Below are 13,081 nucleotides of genomic sequence, written 5' to 3' on the forward strand. Positions count from 1 at the left end.
ACAAACACAAAAGCTATCCACAAACTTGTCACCCTGTAAAGGGTCTCATTTGCTAAACATCTATTATTGTTTGAAAAATAACCCCAATCCACTTTCAACTGACAACTCATAACTCACAACCTACAACAAAAAACTAAAAACTAAATTTCCTTTTGAATAATCACAAATAGTATGTTATATTTGTGGTTCAATTACAGCAATGGAACAATTTATAGTATCAGCTCGAAAATACCGTCCGCAAACCTTTAAAGATGTTGTGGGACAAAAGGCTATTACCAATACTTTGTTGAATGCTATTGAAACCAATCACCTAGCACAAGCTTTGCTATTTACAGGACCTAGAGGTGTTGGAAAAACCACTTGTGCTCGTATTTTGGCACGAAAAATCAATCAAGAGGGTTATGATGACCCGAATGAAGATTTCTCTTTTAATGTGTTTGAATTAGATGCCGCTTCCAACAATGGTGTGGATGATATCAGAAGTATTATTGATCAAGTTCGAATACCTCCTCAAACTGGAAAATATAAAGTTTATATTATTGATGAGGTACACATGCTATCACAAGCGGCTTTTAATGCTTTTCTGAAAACATTAGAAGAACCACCTAAGCATGCTATTTTTATTTTAGCTACTACGGAAAAGCATAAGATTATTCCAACGATACTTTCGCGTTGTCAAATATTTGATTTCAAAAGAATTACCGTTAATGATGCGAAAGAACATTTAGCAGAAATTGCAAAAGAACAAGGGGTTTCCTTTGAAGATGATGCGTTGCATGTAATTGCTCAAAAAGCAGATGGTGCTATGCGTGATGCGTTGTCAATTTTTGACCGAGTGGTTTCGTATTGTGGCAATAACTTAACAAGACAAGCTGTTACAGAAAATTTAAACGTCCTTGATTTTGAATACTATATTAAAATCACCGATTTAATTTTAGAAAATAAAATTCCCGATTTACTAATGGCTTACAACGAAATCTTAGCCAAAGGTTTTGACGGTCATCATTTTGTGGCTGGTTTGGCTTCGCATTTTAGAGATTTATTGGTGTGCCAAAATCCTGTTACAATTTCACTTTTAGAAGTGGGCGAACAAGCACAAAGTTTGTATGCTACACAATCGCGAAAAGCTACTCAACAATTTTTATTACAAGGTATCGAATTGGCCAACGAAACGGATTTGAAGTATAAAAACAGTCAAAATCAACGTCTTTTAGTCGAACTTTGCTTGATGCAACTAGCCTCTATCACTTTTGATGGAGAAAAAAAAAAGCTAAGTCCTTTATAATTCCAGCCACACATTTTAGGAATGCCACTTATTCTATTACTGAGGTTAAAAGTCCAAAGACAGAAGTCGAAAGTCCAAAGTTGAATGTTGAAGGTCAGAAGACTGAAGTCCAAAGTCGAATGTCGAATGTTGAAAATCAAATCACTGAGAACAAACAACAGACAACCGATAACAGACAACCAATAACAGACAACAAACCACAAACAACCGACAACAGTCCGAAAATATCTGCGCTTTCTTTATCGAGTATTCGAGCTAAGAAAGAGTTGGAAGCCAAGCAAGCCCAACATCAAAGGCATCATGAAGAATTACCTACAGAAGCCTTTACAGAAACCGATATGCGTTTGATGTGGAACAAGTTTGCCCAACGATTAACCGATCAAGGCAAGCGTTTGATGGCAACTTATATGCAAATGAATGATCCTATTCTGGATGGAGCTACAATTACCTTAGAATTACCGAATCAAAGTACCAAAGAAGAATTTTTAACAGGTTATCACGATCTTTTAGGTTATTTAAGAGGCAAACTGCACAATCATGATATTACGATTGAAGTTCGCGTAAATGAAACTACAGAGACGAAATATGCCTTTACTCCTATTGAAAAGTTTGAAAAACTAAAAAGCATCAATCCGAATATTGAACTACTGAAAAAGTTGTTTGATTTGGATGTGTAGCTACTATTACAATATATGGAAATATATCAATTAACCTATAAATCAAAGGCTACATCTAGAATAGCTTTAGACGATTTGAATGTCATCTTAGAACGTTCAAACCTTAATAATTCAAAATCCAACATTACAGGATGTTTGGTTTTTTACAACGATTTTTTTATTCAAATTTTAGAAGGAAGTAAAGAGGATGTTTTACAGATTTATGATAAAATTTGTGCAGATGATAGACATCATTCCATAGAGTTATTGTGGCAAAATACTGCAGAAAAGCGTTTTTTTGTGGATTGGAATATGGGATTTTATACTCCAGAGCAAGAAAGTGAAATTCTATTTGTAAATAACTACAAACTACTATCTAATTTTGCTGACAAATCCATGGGCAGTTTGATGCGCTTTTGGATATCCGTAGAAAAAATATTAGAAAGTAAAAAATTATCATTTTAAAATATTACTATTTTTTAAATAATTGCATTATTGAAGAAGTTGTTTGATTTGGATGTATAACTAATAATCTTTAAATACTTATTATTTACAATGACTATTGATAATTTAACTCCTTACAATGCAGATTTCTGGAATTTTTTGAGAACAAATCTCAAAAAAGCTTTTAAAAATACAGCTTTACATTTTAATTTTATGATCTATCCTACTGAAATTTCAATACATTCAATAGCAAAAAAAACGAAAACAACCGCTCCAACTTTGATAAATGCTAAAATAGTTTTCTTTATAGATGATACTAATGAAATGGAATATGTAACAAAAATCAGCTTAGGTTCTAATTCTCGTAAAGCATATAGTAATACTAAAGGAACAGCTATCTCAAAGTGTTTTCCAATCTCTAAACCTTTTTCAGAATGGATAAAAATAGAAGAATTAAGAAAAGAGATTCGAATAGATTTATTGTAAACTGATATGTAATAAATTCTAATTGATTAGCTTAACCAATTAGAAGATTTTACTAGTTTTATCATTTTTCAAGAAAAATCATTCAATTACACCAAAAATACAATTATGAACGATAAAATATTACATTTCAAACCCACAAATAGAAAATCTTTTATAGAATTAATTCATCTATTAAGAGAAGATCTAATAAATGACTCTTCAACATGGGAAAACAAAACACTTCCTGATTTTCTAGAAGCTATAGGAAGATATGCTGAAGATATTCAAGGATATTATATTGATACGAATCAAAATTATAATGCTGATGAGCCGAACTGGAAAGTGATTTCAGACTTATTTATAGGCGCTAGTGTGTATGAATAAAATGGAAGGAATAACCTACATCAACAACTGCATTGAAAATCCTACTGAATTATTTGATTTTTTCAAAACATCAATACATTGGGATGAAAGAATGGTTGCGCGAAAAACAGCTAGTTATGGAAAAGCGTATGATTATTCCCAAATTCACTATCCATATCAAGCTTTTCTTCCTGAAATGGAACCACTTATTAGTAAGATTCAGTCTGTTTTGCATTTTGAACCTAATAATTGTTTGATTAACTATTATTTAGATGGAAAATCGAAAATGGGTTATCATTCGGATCAAACAGATATTTTAGAAAAAGATACAGGTGTAGCGATTATTTCTCTTGGTGAAACTAGAATTTTACGCTTTAGAAATATTGAAAATAAAGCTATTATTATCGATTATCCTTTAGAGTCAGGTTCCCTGTTTTACATGACTAGTGAACTGCAAAAAGAATGGCAACACGCTATACCAAAATCGAATACAGAAAAGGGTAGAATGAGTTTGACTTTTAGAAAGATGATATGAAAAATAGTATGTATTTCTTGTTTTTTCTGTTAACTAATATGAATTTGCTTGCTCAGGAAATCAAATACAAACCTGTTTTTATTAATCAATGTACCAAAGAAGAAGATAAGACTGTTACTTGGAATATTATTGATAAAAAGCAAAGAAAACCTTTGAAAAAACAACCTTTTGATGTTGAAGTGTTATTACCTAGACTAGGAGAGTTTGAGTTGGTTTATGATTTTAATGACGCAGAACATATTAAAATTGAGAAAACTGGAACTACAATTGATACTATTTTTTTGGAAAAAATACGCATGGTTTATTTGGTATCACATCCTCCTATTCTACTTTTTCAAGATTGCAGTACTAATGCAACTGGAAAAATAACAGATTATTATTCTTCAGGAAAAATAAGAGCTACAGGTACTTTTGAAAACGGAAAACTTACAGATACTTTAAAAAAATATGATAAAGAAGGAATTATAACAGACATAGAAATTCCTTATAAAAAAGGAAATAGATTACTTCATTACTATAAAGATGGACAAATAAAGGAAGAGGTAAATTACTGGAAAAAATACAAGAAACTGTATTATGAAACAGGGAAACTTGCTGAATATGAATCCTGGAAAGGAAAAGAAAAACTAATTTCTTATTTTGAAAACGGCACTCTAAAACGCTTAAGAAATTCTAAAAAACAAGAAACCTTTTCTAAAGAAGGAATATTAGTTGATAAAATAACCCGAAAAGAAATTTTAATACTCGAAAGATTATTCTCATTTAATAGAGATGATAGAAATCATCGTTTTTATGAGTATGATTGGGAACAATATGATGAAAAAGGTACGGTAAAATGTAAAATTGTCTATTATGAATCCAACTATTCCCTTATTGACTTTCCTGATAGTCTCCAACAAATCGCCCAATCTTCTATTGATAAAACAACTTTTTACCAAAAAGGAATTACTTATAAAAAAATAACTACAAAATACCTAAAAGAAGATAATAACTATAAAAAATGGTTCATTATCTATCGCAAAGAAAATGAGGAATGGATAGAAGAGGAAACAGTAGCGGTTGAAGATTTTTTTTTAATTTTTGAAAAATATATTACAAAATAAATTTATGTCACAAGCACTTGCAATAGGACTTATCTTATTATTTTTTCTTAGTATAAATATTCTATTAATTAGATATATTCTAATCCCTTTATTTTCAAGACCCATATTGCTTCTAAATGATATACTCGCTTTTTTAGAAAGTCAAAATTGTCATTATACTTCTCATTCGGTTAGTAAAAAAAGTAACGCTAATTATTCAAAAAAAACGCTACTAGAAAACTTGTTTTCTATTTCTACAAAATATGATCTGATTGCTTTTTCGAACAATAAAAATGAATTAACACAATTTAATGTTACTGTAACGAATTACTATTACCCTAATTTTGAAAGTAAAAGAAGTATTTTTCTAAAGAATCGCAATATTCAATTTACAGAGGAAACAAATGAGGAAATTCTTAGCACAATTACTAAATTGTATGTACCCAAAATTAAAATAGTTGGGAATGTTTGTCCAGCTTGTAATACTAACATACAACCCAATACAACTCAATGTTCAGATTGTGGTCTCTTTTTTACTTAATTGAAAATTATTCTTTGTAATAATAAAAATTGATAAAACTAGCTATTGCTAACATTCCAAAGCTTGTAAGCCAATAATAATATCCTATCTTAAAGGAAGCTATATTCGCTAAATTTCCTCCTTCATTAATATATACTTTGCCAAAAAACATAATAATAATGTTAAGACCTATGACTAAATGCACTTCGAGTCAATGAAAAAAACAAAAAATAAAACACTAATTACGACCGATAAAATTCTAAATTGAGAATTTAATTTCATGCCTTACTAAACTTAAATCCTGCCATAATACATAGCTTTTACAATACCATCAGAAAGTCCGATTTTAGGAACAAAAATCTGTCTGGCTCCACTCCATTTCATCGCATTTAAGTAAATGCGTGTAGCAGGAATAATAACGTCTGCACGATCAGGATTTAAACCTAATTCTGAAATGCGTTGCTCATAAGTTAGACTATTTAACTTTTGATACTGCGAATTGATATATACATAAGAAAGCGGCTTATCTTGATGCTTTTCGGATAATTTAAATAACTTATTGATATTTCCTCCTGAACCAATCATTGTAATTTCCTCATAAGGAGCAGTAACATTTTTAATCCATTTTTCAATTTCTGTCCATACTATATCGTTTACCATATTATTTAACAAACGGACAGTTCCATTTTTAAATGATCTAGAAGCTACAATTTTACCTCCTGAGAAGATAGAAAATTCGGTACTTCCTCCACCTACATCTACGTATAAAAAGGTTCTATCGGAATTGATAAATTGTTTTAAATCAGAAGATGCAATTATTGAAGCTTCTTTTTTACCATCTATAATTTCGATTTTAATATCTGCTTTTTTCTTTATTAAGGCTAAAATTTCGTCATTATTTATTGCTTCTCTCATAGCAGACGTAGCACAAGCCTTGTATTTTTCAACTTTATGTACTTTCATCAAAAGCTTAAACGCTTTCATTGCATCTACCATTCTATCTATATTTTCATCGGAAATCTCCCCAACAGTAAAAGCTTCTTGCCCTAAACGAATAGGCACCCGAACTAGTGAACTTTTATTAAATTGTGCAGACTTACCTTCTTCTTCAACTATATTAGTTATCAAAAGACGCATAGCATTGGAACCAATATCTATAGCTGCATATTTCTTTAATTTGATCATCTATTATTTTTTTGTGAAATTGTAATATAGTCTTACAATTACTTTTTTTAGAATATTTTTTCTTTTTTAGAAGTAGTCTCTAATTTTTCTTTATAGTAATTATACATTTCTAGTTGAGCTCGAAAAGGTTTCTCTCCTGCTATTTTTCGATACTCGTTTTTTAAATTCTCAGAATGAATTCTTGCTTTAATATTTGCTTTCCAACCAATTTCAAAAGTTTCTAACATTTCTTTTTTAATATCCTCATCATAAATAGGACAAGTAACTTCTACTCTTGCATCTATATTTCTGGTCATAAAATCAGCAGATGATATATATATTTCTGGATTATTATTATTTGAAAAAATATAAATTCTAGAATGTTCTAAATAATTATCTACAATACTTATGGCTTCAATATTTTCACTCATTCCTTTAATTCCAGGAATCAAACAGCAAATTCCTCTAATTATCATTTGAATTTTAACACCCGCAGCACTTGCCTCATACAATTTATCAATCATTTTATAATCGGACACACTATTCATCTTGATTTTTATGTAGGCTTCTTTACCTGAAAGAGCATTCATAATCTCTCTATCTATCAATTTTAAAAACTTAGAACGGGTGTAATGTGGTGATACAAATAAGTGTTTATAGCGATGTACTTTATAGTTAATTTCGAAAAATTCAAATACTTTAGAAACATCTTTCATGATTGGATTATTTGCTGTAAACAAAGTTACATCTGTATATACTTTAGCCGAATTTTCGTTAAAATTTCCCGTTGAAATAAAACCATATCTTTTTAGTTTCGTATCTTCAATTCGCTCTATAATACATATTTTACTATGAACTTTTAATCCTTTTATTCCAAAAATGAGATTAATTCCTTCCGTTTGCATTTGCTCCGCATAAGAAATATTACTTGCTTCATCAAATCGAGCTTGTAACTCAATTTGTACTGTAACTTTCTTCCCATTTTTCGCAGCATTAATTAAAGAACTAATAATTTGTGAGTTCTTAGCCAATCGGTACAGTGTTATTTTAATAGAAACTACCTTTGGATCTAAAGCGGCTTCTCGCAAAAATTTAATTATATAAGAAAAAGATTGGTAAGGTGAATTTAATAAATAATCTTTATGTCTTATTTTTTCTAAGATACTTCCTTCAATATTTAAACCTGGAATAGATAGTGCTGGATTTTTTTTATATAACAGATCATATCTTCCTAAATTAGGAAAATTCATATAATCTCTACGATTGTGATATCTTCCACCAGGAATAATACTATCTGAACTATCAATGTGCATTCTTTCCAATAAAAATGCTAAAGTGTCTTTTCCTATGGCCTGATCATAAACAAAACGAACTGGTTCTCCTACTCTACGCTCTTTAACACTATCGGAAACTTTTTCTATAAAACTTTTACTTAAATCACTATCAAATTCTAACTGAGCATCTCTTGTAATTTTAATCATATGAGCAGACATACTCTCATAATTAAAAATATTAAAAATATAATTTAGATTCAATCGAATAACATCATCTAACAATATAATATATTGCTTTTCTGAATTTGTGGGTAAAACTACAAACCTATTTATTGTGCTTGGAATTTCTACAACAGCATAACGAACTTTTTTATCTTCATTTACTGAAGATTCTGATTCGTTATTCATTACTAATTTGATTGCTAAATAACCTGAAGTATCCTTTAATAAAGGAAACTTATCTAAATCATTTAACATAATTGTTACAATAGCAGGGCTGACTGTTTGAATAAAATAGTCGCGAATAAAGAGTTCTTGTTCTTTTGAAATTTGTTTTTCATTAACAATATAAATGTTCTCTTTTTCTAATTTTTGTTCTATTTCACTTAAAATTCGTAAACTTTCTGATTGATGCTCAATCACTATTTCTGTGATTTCTTTTAATAAAGTTTCTGCAGAAACACCTCCTAGAATTTTTTCGCTATCAACATTTTCAAATCGCATTCTACGAATAGCTGCATAACGAACTCTAAAAAACTCGTCTAAATTATTTGAAAATATTCCTAAAAAACGTAATCGATCTAATAATGGTACAGATTCATCAGCAGCTTCTTGTAATACTCTAGCATTAAATGTTAGCCAGCTTTTTTCTCTGTCAATGTATTTGCTTTGTGTTATGTTGTTCATTTTTGTAATGACTTGGGAAAACGGTTTCAATTGTCTTTCCTTTCTTTAAATTCATCCAATCATCAATATCAAATTGCATAGAAACAAAACCTGATGTTGGTACATTATCTATTAAAAGGCTTCCAAATTTATTAACAAAATTTGTAATAGCTTCATTATGTCCAAAAAGAATTAAGTTATCATATCTATTTTCACATTTTTTTATGATTTCTTCTAGCCTTTTCTCATCAAATGTGTATAAATCATCTTTGATGATAACATTTTCAAATGGAATCATTAAATTTTGAGAGTAAATAATAGCCGATTCTTTCGCTCTTTTAGCATTGCTAGACCATACAATAAAAGATTTTGGTAAAAGCGATTGTATATTAGAAGAAATTAAATGTGCATCATGAATTCCTCTTTTAGATAAGGGTCTTTCAATATCATTTACTGGTAATTCCCAACTAGATTTTGAGTGACGAATAAGGATTAAATTTTTCATAATCGTAAATTTAGTCATATAAAGTAAATGCTTTTTTTTTAGATAAACTAAAAAAAGTTTTCTTTTTTGATTAAAGTTATTTCATAGAGAATTTATTACAATTCATCGAAAAGACTATTTATTTTTTTGCTTATAAATATAATTAAAGTAAGTTTATTACAAATAAGTATTAAGAACCTCTTAAAACTTAACATAAAACAATTACTGCTACCAACAAATACCTACTTTTTAATTAACAATGTTGAACTATTTTATAGATTCTATTTATAAAATATAGTTGTGTGAATTTTAAAATGATGCATTATTGTAATTGCATCTTATCATTTTAATTTAAAAAAGAACGTGTATGAAATTAAAAATTACTCTATTACCAATAATTTGAATATCTAACTACTAATTATAGAAATCATGATTATAATATTTCTATTTACAAAAAAATTACAGTAAACTGTAAACATCCTTTTGGAGATATTCTACTAAACAATACTTTAATTACTCTCTCATAGTTTTAAAACTGTGATAAAGAAATCTATTTAGTATTAAATCATAATTCTTTTTTTTCTTGTAATTCAGATTCTAAAAATGATGTTACAAATTGATAATAAACTTTCAAAAAAATGAAGCAGTAATTATTAAAAAAAATAAAAATTTCTTCATACCGTCATTTTTATCGTTGATCTACATTGTAAAACAAAAAAAATACACATATACCCTTAAAAAACAGGTATTTATACTCGCTTTTAAAAAAATAAAATAAAATAGATTTGTTAAATAATTAGAATACAATAAAATCTGATGAAAAATTTTAAGAAGTTATTTATCCCAATTCAATAAAAAAATTATGACAAAAATCACTTTACATTATCTTATCATTTTGGTTCTACATATTTTTACATTAAATCTATGTGTAGGACAAAATGAGATACAATTCCAAAAGAAAAGGATCAATAATCAATCAACTCTTAAAAAACAAATTACCACATTATTAGATACTCCAAAATTTGTTCTTACTAACAAAATTAATTCAACTAGTACTAATGATTTAAAATACATAGAAATAGTAGATAATAATGTCTTATTATTATCTACTATTTCTGAAAATAACCGTAATAAAATTGAATCAGTTGTTCTCAAATTAGCTCAAAATAGTTCAATCAATTTTTCAAAAATTAATCTTTTAAAAAAATTAAAACATTTACACATTATATTTGAAAATCAAGATATTGACTTTATTCAGGTATTGAATCAATTAGAAAATCTTAACAGAGACGATATAATTATATCTTATCAAATTAGTATACCGCAATAATTTTTAATATGACAACAAATTATAAAAATAACAGATTTATAGGATACAAAAGTATTTTTGTTTTCATTCTTTTTTTGATATGTTCCACATTAAATGCTCAAGTTAGAGTAGATTTTACTTCAAGAACTCCAGAAAATAACCAAACTCAAGAAATTTTTAATATTAAAGGAGATTTCTCATTATTTGGAAATACAAACTTAACATTAAGCTCTTATGATGATAATGGTACCAATAGTAATAGTTCAATGACTTACATTGATGTTGATGGAGACCCTAATACATTCAACTCTTCCACTGCTGAATTAAAATTTTCAAATGAAAATGGAGCACAACCAGAATGCACAAAAATAATTTTTGCAGGTTTATATTGGACTGGGAGAGCTTCAAACAATTCTACAAGTCCAAATAATTTTACTGTAACAAAAAATGGAATTACTAAAAGTTTTGATAAACATAAAGTCTCTTTAAAAGGACCTCTATCTAGTAATTACACTGAAATTATTGCAAATGTTAATGATATTTATTATCCAGAAAATAATGACGGTTTTATGTATTCTGCTTATGCCGAAATTACAGAGTATGTTAAAACTAATGGAGTAGGTAATTATACAGTTGCAGATATTGCTATTGTAGAAGGTAATGGAGGTAGCACTGGATACTATGGAGGTTGGGGTATAATTGTTGTTTACGAAAATTATAAAATGAAATGGAGAGATATTTCAATTTTTGATGGTCATGCATATATGGAAGGTAATACAGCTATTAATCATGAATTACCAATTACTGGTTTTAATGCTGTTCAAAATGGTGATGTAAATATAAAGCTTGGATTGATGGCTGGTGAAGGTGATAAACATATTAATGGTGATTATTTTAATATCTTAAGATCTAGTGATAATCAATGGCAAACTTTACAGCATTCTTCAAACTCTGGAAATAACTTTTTTAATTCTTCTATTCTAACAGGAACAAACTTTAGAAATCCTAACTTATTAAATAATACGGGGTTAGATATTGTAATGATGGATATACCTAATCCCAATAACTCGGTTATTGATAATAGTCAGACTTCCACCACATTAAGATATGGTTCTACACAAGATACTTATGCAATATTTCTTGCCGCAATGGCTATAGATTCTTACATTCCTGAACCAGAAGGTGAAATTTCTTTAGTTTCTATCAATGGTTCAAGTGGATCAAACTTTGCTCTTCCTGGTGAAGAAATTGAATTGAATGTAAAAGTTTTTAATAAAGGAACAGAAGAAATAAACAATTGTAAAATAGAAATTCCTATTCCTTTTACCACCTCATTTGTTAATGGAAGTACTACAAATACTATCTACTATTCCCCTCTTCCAACTCCTAACTCTACTAATTTAATAACTAACCCAGCAGGAAGTAGTTATCTAATTTGGGATATTGGAAATTTGCCAATACCAAATAGTCCAACAGATTTGTTAGGAGAAATTACCTTTAAACTAAAAGTAACTGAAGATTGTAGGATTTTAAAAAATACAAACTGTTCACCTAGTGTTCCTATTTATGGCTATATAAATGGAATTGGAGCAATTACAGGTACAATAATAAATGACAAGCCATTCATTCAAGGTTACGAAAATTCTGGTATGTGTCATGGAAATCCAATTTTAGATCCATTAATTATTGATATTGATGCTACTAATTATATAAATCAAAACTGTCAAGATACAGCTGATTTTGAAGATTTCATATTTTGTGATGGAATTTCAGAAATACCCTTCTCAACTATAAATACTACTTTTCCTCCTGGTACGCAATTCTATAATTCTTATCCAGTAACGAATAGTACTACAGAATATTCAGCAACCAATACTTTTCCTCTTATATTAGGTACAACAACTTACTATGCTGTTCCTGCAGTTCCTAATGGATGTTATTTTACATTTACAATTACAGTTAATGAAGTTCCAACTGCATCTGTTATACAAATTGTAAACGCTCAAGATAGTTGTAGTATTAATGATATTTCTCCTTTGCCATACAGTGAAACGGCTGTTACCATAACTTTAGCACAATTTTTAGCCATAGGCGGAAATGTTTCCAATCCAAATACTTCATATACCATTTCATATTCAGATACCAATTCAGGAAGTTGTCCTATAAATATTACAAGAGCTTTCCATATTAAAGCTGATTGTTTAGATTTGATATTAACCCAAACTATTACTATTCAAGATACTACAGCTCCAACATTCGTACAAACGATTCCTAGTGATGTAACTGTAGAATGTTCTACTGTTCCTACTGTTCCAATTATTACTGCAACGGATTCTTGTAGTAACAATCCGATTCCTGTTGTATTTACTGAAACTACTTCTGCTGGAAATTGTTCGTCTAACTATACTTTAATAAGAACTTGGACTGCAACGGATGCTTGTGGAAATATCGCTACAGATTCGCAAACTATTACTATTCAAGATACTACAGCTCCAACATTCGTGCAAACGATTCCTAGTGATGTAACTGTAGAATGTTCTACTGTTCCTACTGTTCCAATTATTACTGCAACGGATTCTTGTAGTAACAATCCGATTCCTGTTGTATTTACTGAA

13 protein-coding genes are annotated in these 13,081 nt (G+C 28.9%); 10 read left to right on the top strand and 3 right to left on the bottom strand.

The window, feature by feature from the left end:
* Nucleotides 1–199 precede the first annotated feature (199 nt).
* The 8 genes from dnaX (at nt 200) to FIA58_RS10015 (ending at nt 5,371) form a co-directional block, all read left to right on the top strand.
* A complete protein-coding gene (dnaX, locus tag FIA58_RS09980; RefSeq protein WP_140962334.1) occupies nt 200–1,285 on the top strand; it encodes a DNA polymerase III subunit gamma/tau in 1,086 nt (361 codons plus the stop codon).
* Nucleotides 1,286–1,404: 119 nt separating this feature from the next.
* Nucleotides 1,405–1,962 carry a DNA polymerase III subunit gamma/tau gene (locus FIA58_RS09985; RefSeq protein WP_243754660.1) on the top strand — a complete coding sequence of 186 codons (558 nt, stop codon included), beginning with the start codon at nt 1,405–1,407 and terminating at the stop codon, nt 1,960–1,962.
* Between the two features lie 15 nt (nt 1,963–1,977).
* The gene (locus FIA58_RS09990) at nt 1,978–2,406 is read left to right on the top strand and encodes a BLUF domain-containing protein (protein ID WP_140962335.1); all 429 of its coding nucleotides are present in this window, start codon (nt 1,978–1,980) and stop codon (nt 2,404–2,406) included.
* 90 nt (nt 2,407–2,496) lie between these two features.
* On the top strand, nt 2,497–2,871 hold the full coding sequence (locus FIA58_RS09995; protein ID WP_140962336.1) for a hypothetical protein: 375 nt from the start codon (nt 2,497–2,499) through the stop codon (nt 2,869–2,871).
* A gap of 105 nt (nt 2,872–2,976) precedes the next feature.
* Nucleotides 2,977–3,234, top strand: coding sequence for a DUF7660 family protein (locus FIA58_RS10000; protein WP_140962337.1), 258 nt, complete (start codon nt 2,977–2,979; stop codon nt 3,232–3,234).
* A 1-nt stretch (nt 3,235) separates the two neighbouring features.
* The gene (locus FIA58_RS10005; RefSeq protein WP_140962338.1) at nt 3,236–3,748 is read left to right on the top strand and encodes an alpha-ketoglutarate-dependent dioxygenase AlkB; all 513 of its coding nucleotides are present in this window, start codon (nt 3,236–3,238) and stop codon (nt 3,746–3,748) included.
* Nucleotides 3,745–4,851 carry a toxin-antitoxin system YwqK family antitoxin gene (locus FIA58_RS10010; RefSeq protein ID WP_140962339.1) on the top strand — a complete coding sequence of 369 codons (1,107 nt, stop codon included), beginning with the start codon at nt 3,745–3,747 and terminating at the stop codon, nt 4,849–4,851. Before FIA58_RS10005 ends, FIA58_RS10010 begins: the two co-directional genes overlap by 4 nt.
* Before the next feature lie 4 nt (nt 4,852–4,855).
* The gene (locus FIA58_RS10015; RefSeq protein WP_140962340.1) at nt 4,856–5,371 is read left to right on the top strand and encodes a hypothetical protein; all 516 of its coding nucleotides are present in this window, start codon (nt 4,856–4,858) and stop codon (nt 5,369–5,371) included.
* A gap of 273 nt (nt 5,372–5,644) precedes the next feature.
* On the opposite strand, the gene FIA58_RS10025 is transcribed toward FIA58_RS10015, so the two are convergent.
* Genes FIA58_RS10025 through FIA58_RS10035 form a run of 3 tightly spaced genes read right to left on the bottom strand, consistent with a single transcriptional unit; the run spans nt 5,645 to nt 9,178 of the window.
* Nucleotides 5,645–6,535: a Ppx/GppA phosphatase family protein gene (locus FIA58_RS10025; protein ID WP_140962341.1), complete on the bottom strand. Its 891-nt coding sequence runs from the start codon at nt 6,533–6,535 to the stop codon at nt 5,645–5,647.
* Between the two features lie 47 nt (nt 6,536–6,582).
* Nucleotides 6,583–8,694, bottom strand: coding sequence for a polyphosphate kinase 1 (gene ppk1 / locus FIA58_RS10030; protein WP_140962342.1), 2,112 nt, complete (start codon nt 8,692–8,694; stop codon nt 6,583–6,585).
* Nucleotides 8,663–9,178: a SixA phosphatase family protein gene (locus FIA58_RS10035; RefSeq protein ID WP_140962343.1), complete on the bottom strand. Its 516-nt coding sequence runs from the start codon at nt 9,176–9,178 to the stop codon at nt 8,663–8,665. The genes ppk1 and FIA58_RS10035 overlap by 32 nt, the downstream gene beginning before the upstream one ends.
* A gap of 841 nt (nt 9,179–10,019) precedes the next feature.
* Here FIA58_RS10035 and FIA58_RS10040 point away from each other — a divergent pair.
* Together FIA58_RS10040 and FIA58_RS10045 are read left to right on the top strand one after the other, a co-directional pair.
* The gene (locus tag FIA58_RS10040) at nt 10,020–10,487 is read left to right on the top strand and encodes a hypothetical protein (RefSeq protein ID WP_140962344.1); all 468 of its coding nucleotides are present in this window, start codon (nt 10,020–10,022) and stop codon (nt 10,485–10,487) included.
* 8 nt (nt 10,488–10,495) lie between these two features.
* Nucleotides 10,496–13,081: HYR-like domain-containing protein (locus tag FIA58_RS10045; RefSeq protein WP_140962345.1), on the top strand; the 2,586-nt coding region annotated here is incomplete at its 3' end.

Origin of the sequence: Flavobacterium jejuense, assembly GCF_006491595.2 — a bacterium.
Taxonomy (GTDB): Bacteria; Bacteroidota; Bacteroidia; order Flavobacteriales; family Flavobacteriaceae; genus Flavobacterium; species Flavobacterium jejuense.